This window comes from Bifidobacterium sp. UTBIF-78 (assembly GCF_006408945.1).
Classification (GTDB): domain Bacteria; phylum Actinomycetota; class Actinomycetes; order Actinomycetales; family Bifidobacteriaceae; genus Bifidobacterium; species Bifidobacterium myosotis.
This window is the reverse complement of record NZ_JFAO01000002.1, coordinates 89,900-111,680: the sequence shown is the minus strand read 5'-3', so window position 1 is coordinate 111,680 and position 21,781 is coordinate 89,900. Positions and strand designations below refer to the sequence as shown.

The 21,781-nt window shown below is 64.1% G+C and carries 11 protein-coding genes; 5 read left to right on the top strand and 6 right to left on the bottom strand.

What is annotated here, in order from left to right:
* The first annotated feature begins 56 nt into the window (after positions 1–56).
* Together BG22_RS00445 and BG22_RS00440 are read left to right on the top strand one after the other, a co-directional pair.
* Positions 57–827, top strand: coding sequence for an amino acid ABC transporter ATP-binding protein (locus BG22_RS00445; protein WP_140492110.1), 771 nt, complete (start codon positions 57–59; stop codon positions 825–827).
* Positions 828–891: 64 nt separating this feature from the next.
* Entirely contained in the window at positions 892–1,767 is an 876-nt protein-coding gene (locus tag BG22_RS00440) for a transporter substrate-binding domain-containing protein (RefSeq protein ID WP_094668246.1), read from the top strand.
* Between the two features lie 558 nt (positions 1,768–2,325).
* On the opposite strand, the gene BG22_RS00435 is transcribed toward BG22_RS00440, so the two are convergent.
* From BG22_RS00435 to BG22_RS00410, 6 genes are all read right to left on the bottom strand, one after another.
* Positions 2,326–3,948, bottom strand: coding sequence for an ABC transporter substrate-binding protein (locus tag BG22_RS00435; protein ID WP_140492107.1), 1,623 nt, complete (start codon positions 3,946–3,948; stop codon positions 2,326–2,328).
* Positions 3,949–4,289: 341 nt separating this feature from the next.
* Positions 4,290–5,912: an aminopeptidase P N-terminal domain-containing protein gene (locus BG22_RS00430; protein WP_140492064.1), complete on the bottom strand. Its 1,623-nt coding sequence runs from the start codon at positions 5,910–5,912 to the stop codon at positions 4,290–4,292.
* A gap of 267 nt (positions 5,913–6,179) precedes the next feature.
* Entirely contained in the window at positions 6,180–7,799 is a 1,620-nt protein-coding gene (locus BG22_RS00425; RefSeq protein ID WP_140492060.1) for an aminopeptidase P family protein, read from the bottom strand.
* Positions 7,800–7,897: 98 nt separating this feature from the next.
* On the bottom strand, positions 7,898–9,022 hold the full coding sequence (locus BG22_RS00420) for a hypothetical protein (protein WP_140492056.1): 1,125 nt from the start codon (positions 9,020–9,022) through the stop codon (positions 7,898–7,900).
* A gap of 190 nt (positions 9,023–9,212) precedes the next feature.
* On the bottom strand, positions 9,213–10,784 hold the full coding sequence (locus BG22_RS00415; protein ID WP_140492053.1) for an oligopeptide:H+ symporter: 1,572 nt from the start codon (positions 10,782–10,784) through the stop codon (positions 9,213–9,215).
* 361 nt (positions 10,785–11,145) lie between these two features.
* Complete coding sequence (locus tag BG22_RS00410; RefSeq protein ID WP_181163312.1) at positions 11,146–12,711, bottom strand: oligopeptide:H+ symporter; 1,566 nt, start codon at positions 12,709–12,711, stop codon at positions 11,146–11,148.
* 458 nt (positions 12,712–13,169) lie between these two features.
* On the opposite strand from BG22_RS00410, the gene BG22_RS00405 reads away from it, so the two are divergent.
* The 3 genes from BG22_RS00405 (at position 13,170) to BG22_RS00395 (ending at position 21,726) form a co-directional block, all read left to right on the top strand.
* Entirely contained in the window at positions 13,170–15,302 is a 2,133-nt protein-coding gene (locus BG22_RS00405) for an alpha-galactosidase (RefSeq protein ID WP_219846917.1), read from the top strand.
* A gap of 291 nt (positions 15,303–15,593) precedes the next feature.
* Positions 15,594–17,912 carry a beta-L-arabinofuranosidase domain-containing protein gene (locus BG22_RS00400; RefSeq protein ID WP_140492045.1) on the top strand — a complete coding sequence of 773 codons (2,319 nt, stop codon included), beginning with the start codon at positions 15,594–15,596 and terminating at the stop codon, positions 17,910–17,912.
* Positions 17,913–18,096: 184 nt separating this feature from the next.
* Positions 18,097–21,726 (top strand): DUF5695 domain-containing protein, encoded by a 3,630-nt coding sequence (locus tag BG22_RS00395; protein ID WP_140492042.1) that lies wholly within the window; start codon positions 18,097–18,099, stop codon positions 21,724–21,726.
* The last annotated feature ends 55 nt before the right edge of the window (positions 21,727–21,781 follow it).

The window sequence follows — 21,781 nt, the reverse complement described above, 5'->3', positions numbered from 1 at the left end:
CGAATCCGGCGACAACCTCGGCGACGACGGCCGGCCACGGTTCCGGTGATTCCGCCATCTCCCCCGATGACGCGCCGCTGCTGTCCGTCCGTCATCTCAAGAAGTCCTACGGCACCCACGAGGTGCTCAAGGATGTGAGCTTCGATGTCAAGCGCGGTCAGGTGCTCGTGCTGCTCGGACCCTCCGGCTCCGGCAAGTCCACGCTCATCCGCTGCCTCAACGGCCTCGAGACCATCCAGGGCGGCGAGATCGTGTTCAAGGGGCGGACGGTGCCGGCCAACAACGAGCGCGCATGGCGCAAGCTGCGCACCGAGATCGGCATGGTGTTCCAGAGCTACGACCTGTTCCCGAACCTTACCGTGGCGAAGAACATCGAGCTCGGCCCCACCAAGGTGCAGAAGCGTCCGAAGGCCGAGGTGGACGAGCAGATGGACCGTCTGCTGGCCGACGTGCAGCTGAGCGAGTACAAGAACGCCTATCCGCGTGAGCTGTCGGGCGGCCAGAAGCAGCGCATCGCCATCGTGCGCGCGCTGGCGATGAACCCGGAGCTCATGCTGTTCGACGAGGTGACCGCCTCGCTCGACCCCGAGATGGTGCGCGAGGTGCTCGAGCTTATGCTGCGCCTGGCCAAGCGACACATGACCATGATCGTGGTGACGCACGAGATGGAGTTCGCACGCCGCGTGGCAGACACGGTGATGTTCCTGGAGAACGGCGTGATTCTCGAACGCCAGTCCGGCAACGAGTTCTTCACCCATCCCCAGACCGATCGTGCCCGGAACTTCCTGGAGAGCATGGCACCGGTGGGTGCCGAGCCGCAGGACTGATTGCACACTTTTCCTGAAACCAACCAACAACCATAACCACATAACCAAGAGGAGAGGAACTATCATGTTCAAGAATGCCAAGAGGATTGCGGCGGGTCTGCTCGCCGCGGCCACGCTGATCTCCGTGGCCGCCTGCGGCAACGGCCCGGACCCGGCGGCCGCCGGCGCATCCGGTTCGTCCAGCTCGTCCGGCTCGTCCCAGGAGGGCAAGACCGTCGATCAGATCAAGAAGGACGGCACCATCCGCATCGCCACCTTCGGCGACCTGCCGCCCTACGGCTACGTGAAGAACGACGGCACCCGCGCCGGCTACGACGTGGCCCTCGGCAACCAGATCGGCAAGGACCTCGGCGTCAAGGTCGAGTGGGTGCAGGTCAACGCCGACGGCCGTGTGGACTCCCTGAAGAGCGACAAGGTGGACCTCGTGCTCGCCAACTTCACCGTGACCGACGAGCGCAAGCAGGTCGTCGACTTCGCCGAGCCGTACATGAAGGTGTCCATCGGCGTGGTCTCCCCCGACAGCGCCAAGATTACCAGCGCCGACCAGCTCAAGGGCAAGCAGCTGGCCGTGACCAAGGGCACCACCGCCGAGACCTACTTCACCGAGAACTACCCCGACGTCGAGCTGCAGAAGTTCGATTCCAAGACCCAGCAGTTCCAGGCCTTCAAGGATGGCCGTGTGGCCGCCCTCGCCGACGACAACACCTACCTGTACGCCTGGGCCAAGGACAACCCGGGCTACACCGTGGGCGTCAAGACCCTCGGTGAGGAATCCACCATCGCCCCGGCCGTGAAGAAGGGTAACAAGGATCTGCTCGACTGGACCAACAAGGAGATCAAGCAGCTCAGCGCCGACGGCTTCTTCAAGAACGCCTACGAGACCGAGCTCGCCCCGAGCTTCACCTCCGACATCAAGCCCGAGGACGTGATCATCGAGTAGTCCTCGGCGGCCGGCACGCTTGATGCCAGTTGGCCGTGAACCGGAAGATGGTGTGTTCCCGTTGTGGGGACACACCCTTTTCGTGTACCTGCACTCCTTGTACCGTCCGGTTTGTGTCAGGAGTGAAGGCTTACTGACCATAATCGGACGCAAATCGGTCTGTTAGCGTCCGTTTATGGTCAGGACCAGCGGCTTCCTGACAGAATCCGGACGCTGAGTGGCCTATTTGCGTCCGGATTCTGTCAGAAGAAAGAGGATTCTGGTAGAAAACGGACGCAAAACCGCTCGTCAGCGGTCGGTTTCTACCAGAAGAGCACGACTCCTAGTAGAAAACGGCCGCTGAGACCCTGATTTGCGGCCGTTTTCTACTGGGAGCCGGTGGGTTCTGGTAGAAAACGGCCGCCACGGCCGCTGCCGCAGCAACGCGGAGGCGGGCAGCAATGACGGACTGCGGGCAGCGATGCGAAGGAAGGCAGGCAGCGGTGCAGGAGCACCGAGCACACAGCCGTGCGGAATGCGAACACAACCAACCGCGGTTGCGCCCATCCCCACTCACCATCACTTCGTGATGTCGTACAGCACCGGATTGCTCTGGAAGTCGAAGGCGACGTTCTTCAGATTCGGCGTCGAGACCGCGACAGTGTTCGTGTACCACAGCGGAATCGATGGCAGGTCCTCAAGCAGATACTCCTCACCCTCCTGATAGTGCTTGTTCGCCTCCTCGACGGACGACGAGGCGGCGGCCGCGTCCATCGCAGCGTCGAAGTCGGGGTTCTTGTAGTCGCTGGAGTTGCCGCCCTTGCCGTCGGCGGCCGCGGACGAATACAGCTGCACAAGGTAGTTCTCCGCGGACGGGTAGTCCGGCGCCCAGCCGCCGCGGTACATACCGCCGAGCTTGCGCTCATCCATAGCGGTGTAATAATCCTTGCTGGTCGGGAAGGCGTTGATCTTCACCTCGATGCCCAGCGTGTTCTTCAGCCCGTTGGCGATGGCCTGAATCCATTCCTTCACCGGCGCATCGGACGGATAGTCGATCTCCAGCTCGCCGCTCCACGGGCTGATCTCGTCGGCCTTGGCCCACAGGGCCTTCGCCTCGGCCGCGTCGTATTCGATGTTCGACTTGTTCTTCAGCGTGCTGCTGTATCCCGAAATCGGCGGGGCGATGAAGTCGGTCGCGGGCGTGGCGGTGCCGTGCAGGATCTTCTCGACGATGGTCTCGCGGTCGATGGCCTTGGAGATGGCCTGACGGCGCAGGCGGCCTTCCTCGTCATACGTGATGTGGTTGCTCTTGGCCGGGAACATCATGGCCACGAAGCTCGAGCCGGGCTCGTTGTACGCCTTGACCAGCTTGTTGTTCTGGAAGGAGCCGAGCGCCGTGGAGGGCAGCGTGGTCAGGATGTCAAGATTGCCGCTTTGCACATCCGCGTAGGCGCCGTTGGTATCGGTGTACATCTTGAAGGTAATGCCGTCGTTCTTGGCCTTGCGGGGACCCTCATAGTCGGGATTCTTGACGACTTTGAGACTCGTGCCGTGGGTCCACGACTCGAACTTGTATGGCCCGTTGCCGACGGGGTGCTCAGCGTAGGACTTCGGGTCCTTGTAGAAGGAATCAGGCAGCGGGAAGAACGCGTAGTACCCGAGTTTGAGCGGAAACACCGAATCCGGGCGGGACATGTGCACGATCAGCGTGGAATCGTCCTTGACCTCGAGGCCGGAAAGTTGCGCGTCACCGTCCACGCCGTCCTTCTGCAGGTCGTCATAGCCTTCGATGGTGGAGAAGAAAGAGGCGCCCAGCTGGCCGTTGGTCACGTTCGCCACGTAGCTCCACGCACGGGCGAAGGACTTCGCCGTCACGGCCGTGCCATCGGTGAACTTCCATCCGTCGTTCAGGGTGATGGTGAATTCGGTGGAATCGTCGTTGGCCTTAATCTCCTTGGCGACTTCGTTGCGGGTGCTGCCATCGGCGTTGTAGCTGACCAGTCCCGCATACAGCGTGTTGATGATCTGACCGGCGTTGCCGTCGAGTGTCTGCCCGGGAGTGAGAGGATTGGTGGGTTCCTTGCTGCCGACCGTGATGATCTGGCCCTGCTCGGATGATGTGCCGTTCTGCTTCGCGCCGCAACCGGCCAATCCCATGGCCAGTGCGCACACCGCCGCGATGGCCGCCGCGGCCCTCTTCATTGCATGCATATCAGATACCTCCTGCATTGTCGTCAAGTAGGGGAATCGCGAACGATTCCGTGGGGAGAAAACGGCGCGGAACCGTCATTGGGTCCGCATGGTAGGACCAGTGTATTACGGGTGACTGGTTTGTCTGATTATTGGGATGAAAGGAAAAAGTGGCTCCCCTCAAAGAGGGGAGCCTTCGCGGCACAGCCGCTCACCTCACCTACGGACAGTCCACCGGACTGTCCGCCTCACGGTTCGGCCCTCAAAGAGGGGAGCCTTCGCGGCACAGCCGCTCACCTCACCTACAGACAGTCCACCGGACTGCCCGCCTCACGGTTCGGCCCTCAAAGAGGTCACTCGGCACAGGCGGCCTCGTGATCGAGGAAGCTCTGGAGGTAGTCCTCGGGGCCGTGGGCGGCGAGCCACGCCTCGATCTCGTCAGGCGTGCGGGCGAACGTGGTCATGAGCACGGTACGGCCGTTCTCGTCGACCCGCAGGTCGTCCTCGATGCGTGCGCCGATGCCGCGGTATTCCTCGGGCACCAGCTCGTCGGCGGCGTCGAAGTACAGTCCCGGCTCGAGCGTGAACACCATGCCGGGCTTGAGCGGCGCGTCCGGATAGAACTCGTTGCGCGAACGGTAGGCGTCGTGGCAGTCGAGGCCGAGGTGGTGACCGGTGCCGTGGTACAGCCAGCGCTGGTACTGATGGCCGTCGGGCTTCAGGGCTTCCTCGGCGCTGACCGGCAGGATGCCGAGCTTCTCGAGCGAGTGCGCGATGGAGACCATCACCGCATCCATCATGTCGTGGTAGACGGCGCCCGGTTTGTTGGCGGCCTCGATGGCCGCGTCGGCCGAGTCGAGCACAGCCTGGTAGATCTCACGCTGGGCCTTGGAGAACTTGCCGTTCACCGGGAACGTGCGCGTGATGTCGGCGCTGTACAGCGAATCGAGTTCGATGCCCGCGTCGAGCAGGAACAGCTCACCGTCCTTGAGCGCGTGGTCGTTGGCGTGGTAGTCGAGGATGGTGGCGCGCGGGCCGGAGGCGGCGTTCGTCTCGAAGGAGATGTAGTTGCCCTCGTATCGGCAGGAGTGGGTGAACGTGGCCTCAAGCAGACGCTCGCCGCGCTTGACCTGACGGGCGATGGGCAGGATGTCCGCCACTCGGTCGAAACCGCGCTGCGTGGCCTCGACGGCCTTCTGGATCTCGGCCACCTCACGCGGCGTCTTGATGATGCGGCATTCGTCCTCGCTCTGCTCGAGCACGGCGTCCACACCTCGGTTGGCCGCGGCGTCGCCCAATCCGGACTCCTCGCGCACCTTGTCCACCAAGGCGTCGATGCTCGGGTCGTAGCCGCGCAGCACGCGGATGTGGATGCCGTCCGGGCCGGCTCCGGCGCGCAGGGCGTCTTCAAGCTCGGTGCGATCCTTGATGTCGAGGCCGGTCATGATGTGGAAGTCCTCGGGCATCGGGCGCGGGCCCACCCAGAACTCGCCATGCTTGGAGTCGGAGAAGAAGCGCGGGTTGGAGCGGTCGATGGCCGGCTCCAGATAGATCGTGGCATGGTATCCGGCGGTGCCGTCCTCGTTGAGCACGGGGTCGATGACCAGCGCGGAGTCCGCCTCGAGGTCGCGGCCGAGACCGGTCAGATGTGCGTACGCGGTGCCGGTGCGGAACAGGAAGTCGATGTCCCAGGTGCGATGGCGTACGGTGCCGGCCGGGATGACGAGGCGTTCGCCGGGCAGCTTGGAGACGAGTTCGGCGCGGTGCGTGGCGGCGTCATCGGCGAAGGGGCTGCGCGTGAAGACCTTCTTGTTCGGGTTCGCCCCCCAGTGCTTGAAGATGATGTCCTCGAAGCCCTTGCCCTTCAGCGGCAGGCCTCCCCCTCGGCGTCCGGCTTGCGGCTTGAGGTCGTTGTCGGCGGCCAAGGCGTTGAGGCGCGCAAGCGTTTCGGCGTCGTATTGCGGTTCGTTGCCCATGGATTATGTCCTTTCGGCGGTATCGTCCCCCGCGCTTCCGGTGCACTGGCGCATACGTGATGTGTGCGGCCGGTGCACCGGCACTTCCGGCAGGGGACCACTGCGATTCCGTTGTTCCTTTGATTCAGTTATGTTGCACGGTTTGTTGCCGCATGGATTGCGGGGAAGACTCTCCTCAGTCAGCTTCGCTGACAGCTCCCCTCAAAGAGAGGAGCCTTTCCATGGCTCGACCTCCAAAGAAGGAAGCCTTCGCGGCACAGCCCAGTATCAGTTGGCCAGGGATGGGTCGTAGCCGGTCAGGTCGGCGATGTAGCGGTCCGGGCTGTGCATGGCCATCCATGCCTCGATGCCTTCGGTGCTGCGCGGCACACCGTCGCTCAGGATCACAACCTCGCCGCTGTCGGTGACGAGCAGGTCGTCCTCAAGGCGCACGCCGATACCGCGGTACTCCTCGGGCACGAGCAGGTCGTTGTCGTGGAAGTACAGTCCGGGTTCCATCGTGAAGACCATGCCGGGCTTGAGTTCGGCGTCCGGATAGTATTCGTCGCGCGCATGCTGGGCGTCGTGGCAGTCGAGGCCGAGGTGGTGGCCTGTGCCGTGGTACAGCCAACGGCAGTGCTGCTGGCCGTCTGGCTTCAGGGATTCCTCGGCGCTGACCGGCAGGATGCCCATATCCTCCAACGAATGGGCCACGGATGCCATGGCCGCCGCCATGAGGTCGCGGTAGCGGGCACCCGGCTTGTTGGCGGCGGCGATGGCCGCGTTGGAGGCGTCAAGCACGGCCTGCGCCACGCGGCGCTGGGCCGGCGAATAGTGCCCGTTCACCGGCAGGGTGCGGGTCACGTCGGCCGCGTACAGGTACTGCGATTCGGCACCGGCGTCGAGCACCACCACGTCGCCGTCGGACACCGGATGATTGTTGATCATGTAGTGCAGGAACGTGGAGCGACGGCCGGAACCGACCACGGTCTCGAAGGAAACGTCGTTGCCCTCCATGCGGCAAGAGCCCGTGAACACACCTTCGATGAGTCGTTCACCACGTTTGACCTTGGGCGCGAGCGAGATGATGTCGGCGACGCGCTCGAAACCGCGTTCGGTGGCGCGGATGGCCTGACGAATCTGCTCGATTTCCGCCGGCGTCTTGATGATGCGCAGCTCGTCCTCGCGCTCCTCGAGCACCAGATCGAGCGGCAGGTTCGCGGTCTTACCGCCAAGTCCGGATTCCTCGCGCACCGCATCGACCAGCGCCTCGACCGCCGGATCAGCACCGCGGAACACGCGCACGCGCAGACCGTCGGCACCAGCGTTGCGGGCGACCGCCTCCTTGAGCTCCGCGATGTCACGGGTTTCGATGCCCGTCATCGTCTCGAAGTCGGCCAACGTGGGCGCGGGGCCCACCCAGAACTCGCCGTGCATGGCGTCCGCGTAGAAGCGCCTGTCGTCGTGTCCAATCGGCGGGGCGACGTACAGCGTGTCGCGGTGGCCCACGGCGCCGTCCTCGCGCACGACCGGGTCGATGACGAGCACCGGACCCGGCTCGATGTCGCCGCCGAGACCGGTCAGGTGCGCGAACGGCGTGCTGGCGCGGAAATTATAGGTCACGTCGTTGGTACGGAAGCGGATGGCGCCGGCCGGAATCACCAGCCGCTCCCCCGGCAGGCTCGCGGCGAAGTCGTCGCGATGCTTGGCGGCGTCATCGGCCAGCGGACTGCGACGCACCTCCTCACGGGGGCTTTCGCCCCAATGCTCGCCGATCTCGCTCTCGAAGCCCGCGCCCTTGATGCGCAGGCCGCCGGCCCGCTTCCCCCGTTCGGGTTCGGTCGCGTTACCTGCCGCGGCGGCCCGTAAAACCGACAACGTCTCGGCGCTGCTTTCCTGACTTGTCATATGGTGTCCCTTCTGCTTGTGATCAGGTCGGCCAAAGATTCGACCGACACGCTCTGTTACGTCCTAGACGCGGAATCGCGCGCACGACATGCCTTGATCTACTTGCCGGCGCCGCCCTTCGGCGTGCCGTCGATGTCGAACCGGTCGAGCCCGTGCGCCCACGGTTCGGGGAAATGGGTCTCGGGGTAGATTTCGGCCATGAACTCGTAGGCTTCCGGGTCATACCGCTTCAGCTCCTCGCGGGTGTTCACCGGGCCACGCACCTCCCAGGAGCCGTCCGGGCTCTCCTCCATCACGTCGAACCAGATGGTGGTGAGCGTGGCGAAGAACTCCTCGTGGTTGCTGATGGCGTAGGTGCCCGGCCACAGTCCGGCCTCCTTGCTTCGGCGATAGAGCTCGCCGAAGCGGCGGTACCGCTCTCCCCCGTGCGCGAACTTCAGGCCGATGAGGTGGATGCCGTGCGCGAACTCGTGGGCGAGGATTGATTCGTGGCGGTATTTGGTCGTGATCGGCCCGTCAAGCACGCGCAGCACGTTCGTCTCGGCGATGGATGCCGCGGGATTGCCCTCGCATGCGCCGTACCCGGCGACCGCGTAGGGCGCGACCTTGTATCCCATGCGGTGTTCGGGCACGTCGAAAGCGTCCTCGTGGGGTCCGTAGACGCTCAGGGTGACGCCGAAGTTGGTCATCACCTTGGCCTCCTCGGGCAGCTTGACCAGCAGGATATCGACCATCTCGCCCGCCTTGTCGCGGGCCTCCTGCGAGGCGTCGTTGCCGGATTTGATGAGGATGCCGGATGCGGTGCGCTGGAAATGCGTGTAGTACGGGTGGTACTGGGCACGGTAGGTCCTGCCGGTCACCGGCCTTCCGTCGGCGGCGGCCAGAGGCGCGCTGAAACCGATGGTGATGTCGTCGAAGTCCTTGACTCGCATCGGGCGGATGGGGCTCACGGTGGTGCGGCGAATCTCCTTCTGGTACAACGTGCCGCTCTGCCATTCCATGCTGTCGTCCCAGACGAACAGCGGCATCGGCGCCCCGCGGAAGTTGAGGTGGTAGACATCGATGCGGTCCGCGTTGACCATATCGGCAGGCCAGAGCACCTCAAGATGGTTCTCGTCGATCAGGGTGACGGAAATCGGTTCGATCTCATGGCCATCGTTCACAGGGCCATCGGATTCGTTACTGTCGGACACCGTTGTCCGCGCTGCTGTTGTGGTGTTCATGACGACTCCTTCGTACGTCAACCAGCCGTTGGCGGCTTCAAGGATGATGCTGAAAATAATAGGGCGGCCGGATGCGGGCCAAGGTGGAGAAGTTGACGTTCAGGTATAGACCTGTACGTACCTTGGCCGGCAACCGGCCGCCATGGGAACTACCGGCAAGCCGGTCGGCGGGTCTGTCTCAGGACCCGGCTCACTCGGCCCAGATGGCCGCCTGAATCTTGTTGCGGAACAGGAAGATCAACACGGAGACGGCGATCTCGAGGAGTGCGATGATCCAGAACATCGGCAGCTGCATATCGAGCGTCTGAAGCTTGCCGAAGATGATCAGCGAGATGGCGGTGCCGATGGCGGCGGACAGCGTGAAGCCCGTCTGCATCTGCGTCTCGTAGGACTTCGGAGCCGCGGCGGCGACCATCGATGCTGCGGCGACGCCATACGGGAAGCCACCGAGATTACTGACGACGTAGTAGATCAGCATGAAGATGACCGAGTACTTCGCGGTGCCCGGGAAGAGCACCACGGTCGGCACGATGAGCAGCAGGTTCGCAATGCCGGAGAAGACAAAACCGAACCACAGGCGGTCGATGGACTTCCACTTGGCACCAATCTTGGTGGCCCACAGCCAGCTGTAGAAGATGCCGGCAAGCAGACCAACGATGGCCACGAACGTGTTGAACGAACCAGGGGCGATCTCAATGCCGAAGAAGTTGCGGTCGATACGCTGGTCGAGGAACATGAGCAGCGTGGTGCCCTGCAGCTGGTAGTCCACGCCAATCACAATCTGCATCAGAATGATCGGAGTGACTGCGCCGAGACGACGACGCTCAGTGCCCTTGATACGCTTGGAACGCCAGATGACCACGAAGAAACCGATGGCGACCAGGAAGGTGAAGGAGCTGACGGTGCTGGCGAACGTGCCGATGGTGGCCTTGCCGGTACCGACCGCGATGCCGATCGCAGCAGCAAGAATCGCAACGACGGCGAGAGCGATCAGGCTGAACTTCTTCTTCTCGGCGTCGGACAGCGGGCGGGACGGCTTGGAACCGAGGGAGCCGAAGAACGCCTTGCCGGGCAGACCGATGGCGGCCGCATACAGGAAGGCGGCGATGGCACCGATGAGGAAGCCCCAGTGATAGTTGATGAGGCCCAGCTGCGCGGCAATCACCGGGGTGATGAAACCGGCGATGCTGTTCGCGATGGTGTGCATGGCGTAGGCACCATCACGACGGCTGTCCTTGCGATGGAACAGCAGGCCCGTCAGCGAGTAGTTCGACGCGCCCATGATCGGCAGGTTGATGAGAATCATGCCGACGATGGCGAACACACGGCCCTGGCTCAGCGAGAACGCCGGAAGGGCGAGAATCGCGCAGGACAGGCCCTTGACGATGTTGCCGATGACCAGCGCCTTGCGGGCACCGAACACACGGTCGGCAAGCCAAGAGCCGACGATGCCGAACATCGAATTGATGGCACCGGTCGCGGCGATCAGCTGGGCAGCCTCGCCCTGCGTGAAGCCCAGACCCTTGGTCCATGGCGTGTACAAATAGTAGATGAGGACCGCGAAGAACGCGCCCCAGCAGATCGAGTTGAAGAAGTTGCCGGCGGCCAGCGACGCGATGCCCTTCGGGTATCCGAAGAACGAGCGGTCGGCGCGTAGGTCGTTGAGTTCCTTCTCCTCGGCGGAAGTCACCTTCTCGCCGTCCTCGTCCACGATCAATGTCCCGTCGTCTTTGACGCTGTCAGTTGTTTTCTGATCGGACATTTCTTACCTCCTTGAAAGGATGGCTGTAAGCCTTGTCTTTTCACGCCGTTAAGAAAGCGTTAGCAATAACGTAAGGCAGAACGGGGGTACGGCACGGTGAACAAATATCGCATAAAGTGGATATTCCTTTGTCCGTCGGTGTTGCAATCCCGGCGTTACAGCGGTGATACACCCCGTTCCACGGCCGTTACGCAAGCATCCCAGTGATTCCCCCGTTTCATCCTTCGATAGCACCGACATCGGGGCCATGATAAACGAGTGACACCTATCGCAAATGTCCGTAAAACACAAAGGAAGCCCCTCCCGCATACGGCGGAAAGGGCTTCCTACAACAGGGAGACGAGAACGGGCTATGCCGCGATCAGTCGCCCATGATGGCGTCCTGGATCTTGTTGCGGAACAGGAAGACGCCTGCGGTGACCACCAGCTCAAAGATGGCGATGATCCAGAACAGCGGCAACTGCGCGTCCAGGGTCTTGAGCTGGCCGAAGATGATCAGCGAAATGGCGGTGCCGATGGCGGCGGACAGCGTGAAGCCCGTCTGCAGCTGTGCCTCGTAGGACTTCGGCGCGCCGGCGGCGACCAGAGACGTGGCCGCGACCCAGTATGGGAAGCCACCGAAGTTGCCGACCACGTAGTAGATGAGCAGCCAGATCACCGAGTACTTGGCGGTCTGCGGGAAGAGCACCACGGTCGGCACGATGAGCAGCAGGTTGGCCACGCCGGAGAAGCCGAAGCCGAAGCACATGCGGTCCACGGACTTCCATTCGCTGCCGAACTTGGTGGCCATGAGCCATGTGTAGAAGATGCCGGCGAGCAAGGCGAAGATGGACACGATGGTGTTGAACGAACCGGGGGCGATCTCGATGCCGAAGAAGTTGCGGTTGATGCGCTGGTCAAGGAACATCAGCAACGTCGTGCCCTGCAGCTGGTAGTCCACGCCGATGACGATCTGCATGATGATGATCGGGGACAACGCGCCCAGACGGCGGCGCTCCACGCCCTTAATACGCTTCGAACGCCAGATCACCGCGAAGAACACGATGGCGATCACGAAGGTGAACGAGCTGATGGTGGTGGCCAGCGTGCCGATGGAGGCCTTGCCGGCGCCCACGGCGATGGCGATGGCCGCCGCAATCACCGCGACGACGATGAGCGCGCCGAAGCCGTACTTCTTCTTTTCTGCCTCGCTCAGCGGGCGGGACGGCTTGGAACCGATCGAACCGAACACGCGCTTGCCCGGCAGACCGATGCAGGCGGCGATGATGAACGCGGCGATCGAACCGATGAGGAAGCCCCAGTGATAGTTGATAAGGCCCAGCTGCGCGGCGATGACCGGGGTGATGAAGCCGGCGATGTTGTTGGCGATGGTGAACATCGAGAACGCGCCGTCACGACGGCTGTCCTTGCGGTGGAACAGCAGGCCGGTCAACGCGGCGCTCGAGGCGCCCATGATCGGCAGGTTCATGAGGACCATGCCGACGATGGCGAACACACGGCCCTGGCTCAGGGAGAACGCCGGCAGGGCAAGCAGGCCACAGGAGATGCCCTTCATGATGTTGCCGATCACGATGGCCTTGCGCGCGCCGAACACACGATCGCCCAGCCACGAACCGACGATCGAGAACACCGAGTTGATGGCGGCCACGGAGGCGATGAGCTGGGCGGCCTCGCCCTGGGTGAAGCCCAGACCCTCCGTCCACGGCTTGTACAGGTAGAACAGCAGGACCGCGTTGTACGAGGCCCAGCAGATCGAGTTGAAAAAGTTGCTGGCGGTCAGCGGGGCGATGCCCTTCGGATAGCCGAGGAAGGAGTGGTCGTTGCGAATGTTCTCTAATTCCTGCTCTTCGGCCGTCGTCACCTTCTGTCCGTCTTCGTCGAGGACGATGCCTTCGGCGGCATCATCGGATTGTTTCGTTTCAGCCATTGCGTACCTCCTTGTATGAGGAGCCGGATATGCGGAATACATGCGTATTCGATTAATGGATGTGTAATTGCGCGAACCTCTGCGCTGGCTTCAACGGTAAACTGATGCTTTCCTAATACCGGGTACACTTTTCACGAAAAAAGTGGATATTCATGCGTACCGGGATGAACGAAACATTGCCGTTACATGAGGATTCGTCAACCCAGGTTCCGCGACGACCGCGACGATCGTCACACACCTCCCATTGCGCTTGTTCCGCACCGCGACACCGCGACACCGCCCGGCAGAGCCTTCCTCGGACCCCCGAAGATTTCTCCACCTAATCGCAGGAGTGGCGAGTGCGGGTGCGAATCGTTTCCCCATACACTGAGGGCAACGATTTGGCATGGATGCCACGGTTTCGCCCATACACCACCCCATGGCATCACAGCCCTTCACTCCAATCAAGGAGGGACCAAATGACCATCCAGTTCAACGAGCAGGCCAGGCAATTCCACCTGCGCAACGACTCCATCAGCTATGTGATGCGGGTGTTGCCGGGTGGCGAGCTCAGCCATGTGTACTTCGGCCCCAGGCTCACCGATGATGGCGACCTGGCGGATCTCAAGACCCCGCCGAGCCAAGGCCTGCTCACCCGCGACGCCGCGGACGCCTATTCCATCGAGGACGAGCATCTGGAGTATCCGGCCGCCGGCTCGGGCGACCTCAACCCGACCGCGCTGGCCATCACCGACACGCGTGGCTCTCATGTGATTCGTCCGCTCTACACCGGCTACACGATCACGGAGGGCAAGCCGGAGCTCGAGGGCCTGTCCTCCACCTACACCGAGGACGACGGCGAGGCGCAGACCCTCGCGATCACGCTTGAAGACGCCCGCCTCGGCATCGAGGTGACGCTGCTGTACACGCTGTTCGCCGACTTCCCGGCCATCGCCCGCAGCGTGAAGGTCACCAACACCGGCAAGGGGTACGGCAAGCCGGTCGATGTGGACGCCGCTTACAGCGCCGACCTCGACCTCACGGACAGCGATTGGGATCTCATCACCCTGACCGGCGAATGGGGACGCGAAGGCACGCCGACCCGCGCGCACCTGCGTCCCGGCCATCAGGGCGTGGCCAGTCTCAACGGCCACACCAGCCATCGCGCCAACCCGTTCCTCGTGCTCGCCCGTCCGGACGCGACCGAAACCCACGGCGCGGCGATCGGCGCCTCGCTGGTCTACAGCGGCAACTTCGATGCCGACGTGCATGTGGACAGCTACCTGCGCACACGCCTGCGCATCGGCATTAATCCGGAGCTGTTCCGCTGGCGTCTGGAGCCCGGCGAATCCCTGCAGCTGCCGGAGACCGTGCTCGCCTACTCCACCGACGGCCTTGGCGCCCTGAGCCGCACCTACCACAGGCTGTATCGCACGCGCATGGCCCGCGGCCCGTGGCGCGACCGTCGCCGCCCGATCGTGGTGAACACCTGGGAGGCCATCTACATGAAGATGGACGAGGACAAGCTCGTGGAACTGGCCGAAAGCGCCAAGGACCTCGGCATCGAGATGCTGGTGATCGACGACGGCTGGTTCGGCCACCGCAACTACGACGACACCTCGCTGGGCGACTGGTTCGCCAACCCGGCGAAGTTCCCGAACGGGCTCAAGCCGGTGAGCGAGCGCGTGCATGCGCTGGGCCTGAAGCTCGGCCTGTGGTTCGAGCCGGAGATGATCAGCCGCGACAGCGTGCTCTTCGAGACGCACCCCGACTGGGTGCTCGGCGACCCGGACGTGGAGCTGAGCGTGGGCCGTCACCAGTATCTGCTCGACCTGACCCGCCCGGAGGTCATCGACTATCTCGAGGACATCATGTCGAAGACCATCCGCGAGGGCGGCATCGACTACATCAAGTGGGACATGAACCGTCAGCTCTCCGAGGTGTACTCCCCCACGCTGCCGGCCGAACGCCAAGGCGAGGTGTACCACCGCTTCGTGCTCGGCTACTACGAGCTACTGCGTCGGCTCAACCGCGACTTCCCCGAAATGCTCATCGAATCGTGCTGCTCGGGCGGCGGCCGCATCGACCCGGGCGTGCTCGCCTACGCCCCGCAGGCGTGGACCTCCGACGACACGGACGCGATGGAACGCGTGAAGATCCAGTATGGCACCTCCTACGTCTATCCGCTGAGCATGATGAGCAACCACGTCTCCGCCGTGCCGAACGCACAGACCGGCCGCATCTCGCCGCTCAAGACCCGCGCGGACGTGGCCTACTTCGGCACGTTCGGCTACGAGCTCGACCCGCGCACGGTGACCGACGAGGCCGAGCGCGAGGCCATCCGCGAGCAGATCGCATTGGATAAGAAGTACGCCTCGCTGGTGGCCACCGGCGACTTCTACCGCCTCATCAGCCCGTTCGCGCTCGAGCCGGCGTTCGGCATGACGCACGCCGCATGGATGGTGGTCTCCCCCGACCGTCGCGAGGCGCTGGTGGGCTACTACCGCACACATGTTGGCGTGAACCTCATGCCGTTCCACTTGAAGCTCGCCGGGCTCGACCGCACCGCCAAGTACCAGGTCGAGGAGATCGGCTTCGACACGAATCCGTGACGTCCGCGCTATGGCGACGAGCTCGAGGAGGTGGGCCTGACGTTCATCGACGGCTCGTCCGGCGAATGGCGTTCGAAGATCCCCGGCGGCGACAACCTCTCCCGGCTCTTCCACCTCACCGCCCTGTAATCCCCTCTGAGGGGAGCTGTCCCGGTTCACCGTCCGCAACGCGAACCCGGTCGGTTGGCTCCCTTCTCTGAGGGGAGCTGTCGTCGCAGGCGACTGAGGGGAGCCAAGCCACCAACCACCAACACCCGTAACCATCCCATCAATCCAACCGAAAGGAACATCATGAGCGACACCGCACTCACCGACCAGCAGATCGTCGACACCGACGCGCAGCTGCTGTACATCGGCAACACCGGCACCGTCGAATTCGACCTGACCCTGCCCACCGAGGGCAAGAACGGCTCCACGGTCACCTGGGCCACCAGCGACGAGCGCTGGATCCAGACCGATGGCACCGTGCACATGCCCGAATACGGCCGTGGCGACCGCGACGTGACGCTGACCTCGACGCTCACCCACGGGGACGCGACCGCGACCCGCGAGTTCACCGTCAAGGTGCTCGAGCAGGCCAACAAGATCAAGGTCAAGGAGTTCTTCCCCATCGAACTCGACGTCAAGGCCGGCTCCACGTTCGAGCTGCCGATGTTCGCCGCCGTGCGCACCGACGACGACCGCCTGCTCTCCCAGCGCATCAACTGGGACGACGGCGTGGAGCACACCGCGGGCGAGCCCGGCGAGGAGTCGTTCCACGGCCTGATCGACGGCAGCACCATCGACGCGCACGCCACCGTGCATGTGCACACCGAGGACCCACAGGCCCCGGTGGACGCCACCGCCAAGGTCAACCCGGTGTCCATCAGCCACGTCCGTCTGACCGGCGACGGCTTCCTCGCCCGCAACCAGGCCCGCCGTCTGGAGTTCCTGCGTACCGTGGACGATGACCAGATGCTCGTCGAATTCCGTCGTGCCGCCGGCCTCGACACCAAGGGCGCACCGGACATGATCGGCTGGGACGCGCCGGACTCCCTGCTGCGCGGCCACACCACCGGACACTACCTCTCCGCGCTGGCCCTGGCCTATGCGGCCAGCGGCGACGAGACCATCAAGTCGAAGCTCGACTACGTGGTCGCCTCGCTTGCCGAAGTGCAGGACGCCTTCGAGGGCAAGGAGGGCATCCACCCCGGCTTCCTGTCCGCCTACTCCGAATTCCAGTTCGACAAGCTGCAGGAGTACGCTCCCTACCCGACCATCTGGGCGCCGTACTACACGCTGCACAAGATCCTCGCCGGCCTGATCGACGCCTACAACTACGCGGGCAACCAGACCGCACTCGACGTAGCCTCCAAGGTGGGCGACTGGACCTACGACCGCCTGTCCAAGCTGCCGCACGAGCAGCTGCAGAACATGTGGAGCATGTACATCGCCGGCGAGTTCGGCGGCATGAACGAATCGCTCGCCAACCTGTACGCCCTGACCCACGAGCCGAAGCATCTGGCCGCGGCCCGCCTGTTCGACAACGACCGCCTCATGGTGCCGATGCGCCAACATGTGGACTCGCTGGGCGGCATGCACGCCAACCAGCACATCCCACAGGTGATCGGCTCGGTCAAGCTGTTCGAGGCCACCGGCGTGCCGTACTACCTCGACCAGGCGAAGTTCTTCTACGACTCGGTGCTCGGCCACCACATCTACGCGCTGGGCGGCACCGGTCAGGGCGAGATGTTCCACCAGCCCGACGAGATCGGCAACCTGATCTTCGACAATACCGCGGAAAGCTGCGCCTCGTACAACATGCTCAAGCTCTCCGCCGAGCTGTACCGCTACTTCCCGGAGGACGCCAAGTTCGGCGACTACTACGAGCGCACCACGGTCAACCACATCGCGGCGTCCACCGACCAGGTGCCCGAGGGCGGCAGCCTGTACTTCTTCCAGACGCAGCCGGGTGGCCAGAAGAGCTTCGACGTGGAGAACAGCTGCTGCCACGGCACCGGTCTGGAATCGCACTTCTACTACGCGGAAGGCGCCTATTACACGGACGCCGACGCGCTGTACGTGCGCCTGTACCTCAACGGCACGCTGGACGACGAGGCCGCGAAGCTCACGGTGAGCGTGGAGGACGTCAAGCCCGAGCATGTGACCATCGACGTGGAGCATCTGGCCAAGAAGACGCTGCGCCTGCGCGTGCCGGGTTGGAGCGTGGACGGCAAGGTCGCGGTGAGCGTGAACGGCGAGGCCGTGGAGTCCATCGTGGTGGAGGCCGCCCGCACGGATTCCGGTGAGCTGGCGTTCGCCGCCGACGAGCTCGGCCTCGACACCTTCGACGGCGCGCGCATCGAGCTTGACTTCGAGCCGCACATGCATCTGTTCCCCACCCCGGACCGTCCGGAGCTGGCGGCCGTGGCCTGGGGCCCGTACGTGCTCGCCGCCCTGAGCGACGAGACCAAGTACCTGGACGTGCCGGTGGACGAGTCCGACCCGGACGCCGCGTTCGTGCGCGAACCCGGTACGCTCACCTTCACGCATCAGGCCACCGGCCTGAAGTTCGTGCCGCTTGAGCAGATCGAGTTCGAGCACTACCACGCCTACGTGCGCGTGAAGTGATTCGCCGCATCCGCCCTGCCGGTGTCTGCCCCTCTCAGGTGAGGGACAGACACCGAGCGAGTAATCCGGCGGATTGTCCGCAGGCGCATCGAACGGTTGTGCCACATCAGGCTCTCCTCTTCGGAGGAGAGCCGATTCCATATCGACGTCCGTAATCCGTCCGTAATCCGTAAAGGAGAACACCATGCAGATCATCAACGACGATGGCCGCTTCACGCTGACCGACCCCCATGGCACGGCCTGCCCGCTGACCCCGATCACTGTGGGAGCCGTGTGCGTCAAGGCGTCGGGCTCGCGCGTCACGACCGGAACCCTGACCGGCCAGCCCGATGCGCACGGCATTGGCGTGACGGTTGCCATCGACGGCGCGACGGACGATGTCTACGCCAGCCTCACGGTCACCGTGCGCAACGACGGTGATGCACCGGTCACGCTTGATGATCTGTATGTCGACTTCGGCGTCGCCCGTACGGCCTCGAACGCACACTTCCCCGTTGACCCCGCCTCCCGCAACTTAGTCGCCGGAGTCAACGCATCCGGTATTCACACGGCACACGACCCGTCATCCATCACCCATCTCGACGACCGGCCGACCCCGCTGGACTCCCCCGACGCCTTCCTGCTGCTGCCCTACGCCGGCCAGCGCGACTTCCGTCTGCTGGTCATGCCGTATGACACCACGCAGTTCGAGCTGGTGGAGCCGGTGAGCCCGTCCGCATACCGTTGCTATCTGCGTTCCGCAGGCCGGCGCGGCGCACCGGAATACTCGAATACACACTGGCATGAGCCGGCCCTTACGCTCACGCTCGCACCGGGCCGGGCCGAATCGTTCACCATACTGCTCACGTTTGCATCGAGCGAGAACGACATCGCGTCCTTCCTCGTGCGATTCGCGCAGACGCCGCGCGGTTTCGAGGACGGCGCGAACGGCATGGATTCGCTCTATCACTTCCTGCTGGACGACCCGAAATCCATCCACGCGAGCCACGACCTGACCAACGGCTACCAGTCGGCGGTCATCACGGACGGCCGCCTCGCCTCGCTGACCACGCCGGCCGGCGGTATCGAGGCCATCGATCCGGACATGGGCTTCGGCGATGTCACCATCACGTATGACAACGATCGCACGTTCTCGACGGCCGGCCTGAATGGCTATCTCGGCGCGGATGGCGACGCCGTGTTCCGCGACGGGCCGCTTCAGGCAACCTTGTCGTTCCGGCTGGACGGCCGCACGCTGCACGCGACGGTCTCGCTCGCCAACACGGGCGGCGAACCGCTGACCCTGACCGATGTGAGCATGGCCGTGCCGCTGAACAGCCGCATGGCGTGGGGCGTGGACGCCGCGCAGCGCATGATCCGCCACACACAGGTGGCCGGCGACAACTCGTTCATGCTGGCCACGCCCTCCGACGGCAAGCCGCCGTATCTGCTGGGCATCCCCGCGGACGGCGTGCGCTGGGAACTGTTCGATCTCGGCAAGCAGCAGACGCGCGACGACGAGACCCGTGAGGTGTACCGCATCCACATGCATGGCGACGCGGCGGCGGCCGAAGCCCGCACCCATGAGGGCGGGCGCTGGCGTCTGCCGACCAGCTCGCTGACCCTGGCGCCCGGCGAACGGCGTGCGTTCGGCCTCGACCTGCTCTGGGTGGGCGGATACGCCGAGGCGCGACGCGAACTGATCGCCCATGGCAAGCTTGATGTGCAGGTGGTGCCCGGCTATACGCTTCCGCGCGGCACCGAGGCGCTCATCAAGATCGACTCACGGTATGCGGACGTCACGCTCACCGCCGAGCATCCAGACGAGACCGCGATTCGGCTGGTCGAGGATTGCGCGATCGATGCGGGTTCGGGTGACGGGGCCGCAAGCCGTTACGCAGGCACAGGTGACCGTAACGGCACGGGCGACGACGGGAATCGCCACGGACGTCACGGCGTGTTCCGCCGCATCTACGGCGTGCGGCTCGACCGGCTCGGCGAGAACCTGCTGACGTTGCGTTACGGCGACGGCCGCGCTGGCTATCTGGAGCTGTTCGCCACGTTGCCGGTCGGCGAGCTCATCGATTCGCGTGCCGATTATCTGCGACGCTGCCAGGCCGACGCACCGGACAAGTGGTATGACGGCCTGCTGCAGGAGCGCAACACGAAGACCGGCGCGCTGCTCAACCCGGACAACTACGACGAGATCAAGGGCTGGCGCATCTACGAGGTCACCTGCGACGACCCGGGCCTTGCCAAGCCGGCGTTCCTCGCGGCGAAGAACGCCGAGCACCCGGTCGAGGACGAGGTGCGGGCGCTCGACCGGTATCTCGGCTCGTTCGTGTGGGGCGGGCTGCAACGCACCGATGAGGAGGAGTGGCCGTACGGCGTCTACGGCGTGCCGGACTGGAGGAACCTGCGCGACCATCGCGGGCTCAACGGCAACGAGCAGCTGCATATCGGACGTCTGTGGGACTACCCGCATGTGGCGCTCACCTGGTTCATGATGTACCGGATCGCCGTGCGCAAACCGGAATGGACCGCACTGCCGGCACGCGAATACCTCAAACGCGCGTGGGGCACGTTCACGGCGATGTACCGGTATCCGGACGAGGTCGGCTACGACTACGAGTCGAAACTGGACAATACGTCGCCGTACAAGACCGGCTACTACAACGAGCTGGTCATCGCCGACGTGATCGATGCGCTGCGCGCCGAGTGCGAGCCGGTACACGCCGCCCAGCTGGAGGCGTACTGGAACCACAAGGCCGACTTCCTCATCCGGCAGGCCAAGGACCTGTTCGGCTCCGAATACGCCTTCGATACCACCGGGTTCGAGACCACGCAGGCCGTGGTGGACTGGGGGCGCGGCCATGCGATGCGCGTGTGGAACACGGACGGACGGTCCGCGACCTCGTACCGCGCCGGCGACGTGGAGCGGTTCGACCGCTACCAGCGCGCCTGCAACATCGCCTGCCGAGGATGGCTGGAGAACGGCTATTACGTCACCGGTTCCGACATCCGCAACGACACGATGCAGTACACGTTGAGTTACATGTCGCAGATGGGCGGCTGGTCGCTGCTGCAGGACGCCTTGTACGCGGACGGTTCGCCGTTCGGGCTGCTGCGGCTCGCCTCGGCGTCGCTGCTGAGCTCGTGGGCACTAATCAACGCCGGCGATAAGGAGAGCGGGTACGGATACTGGTTCCCGGGCGCCGAGAACCAAGGCGCCTCCAGCGGCGGGTTCGAGCCGCTCCCCTACGCCACCACCTGGCTCGGCCAGCCCGCTGACCGTGGTTATTGGATCTACGGCTGCGAGACCGATCTCGGCTATTGCGGCTACTTGCGCGGCGCCGCAACGGTCGTGGCCGACGACCCGGATTTCGGGCGCGTGGTATACGGCGGCACGCAGTCGGATGATGATCAGGCCGGCATCAATGTGACGCGCGACGGCGACGGCACCCGAATCACAGGCACGGATGCCACCGGTATCCCGACCACTGCTTCCAGCGGTCTCATGACGCGCGGCGTCGTCGGCACCCGAATCACCCACATCACGCCCACCGACGGTGTGAACCGGCGGTTCCATCTCATCCGGTCCGCCGCCGACCGCATCCATGTGATGCTCGACGGCGCCCGGTACGCCAGTGCGACCATCGAGGAATGCGAATCCGGCCGGACCATCATCTCCCTCGACGTCACCGACGCGATTGACGGCCGCGCCACCCTGCGCGCCTTCACCCACAACGACGCCGTTCTGACCATCGGCCGTCACTGCGGGCGCGACCTCACCATCCCCGTGTCCGACGGACCGGTCTCCATCAGCCTCGGCTGAGACCGGCGGCCGAATATGAGAATTGTACTCTCTCTCCTATACTGAAAGGAGCAAA

What these genes read in the sequence shown, in the direction of transcription:
- BG22_RS00425 (WP_140492060.1), bottom strand. Translation starts at nt 7,799, where the DNA reads ATGACAAGTCAGGAAAGCAGCGCCGAGACGTTGTCGGTTTTACGGGCC.
- BG22_RS00415 (WP_140492053.1), bottom strand. Translation starts at nt 10,784, where the DNA reads ATGTCCGATCAGAAAACAACTGACAGCGTCAAAGACGACGGGACATTG.
- BG22_RS00410 (WP_181163312.1), bottom strand. Translation starts at nt 12,711, where the DNA reads ATGGCTGAAACGAAACAATCCGATGATGCCGCCGAAGGCATCGTCCTC.
- BG22_RS00405 (WP_219846917.1), top strand. Translation starts at nt 13,170, where the DNA reads ATGACCATCCAGTTCAACGAGCAGGCCAGGCAATTCCACCTGCGCAAC.
- BG22_RS00420 (WP_140492056.1), bottom strand. Translation starts at nt 9,022, where the DNA reads ATGAACACCACAACAGCAGCGCGGACAACGGTGTCCGACAGTAACGAA.
- BG22_RS00395 (WP_140492042.1), top strand. Translation starts at nt 18,097, where the DNA reads ATGCAGATCATCAACGACGATGGCCGCTTCACGCTGACCGACCCCCAT.
- BG22_RS00440 (WP_094668246.1), top strand. Translation starts at nt 892, where the DNA reads ATGTTCAAGAATGCCAAGAGGATTGCGGCGGGTCTGCTCGCCGCGGCC.
- BG22_RS00430 (WP_140492064.1), bottom strand. Translation starts at nt 5,912, where the DNA reads ATGGGCAACGAACCGCAATACGACGCCGAAACGCTTGCGCGCCTCAAC.
- BG22_RS00435 (WP_140492107.1), bottom strand. Translation starts at nt 3,948, where the DNA reads ATGAAGAGGGCCGCGGCGGCCATCGCGGCGGTGTGCGCACTGGCCATG.
- BG22_RS00400 (WP_140492045.1), top strand. Translation starts at nt 15,594, where the DNA reads ATGAGCGACACCGCACTCACCGACCAGCAGATCGTCGACACCGACGCG.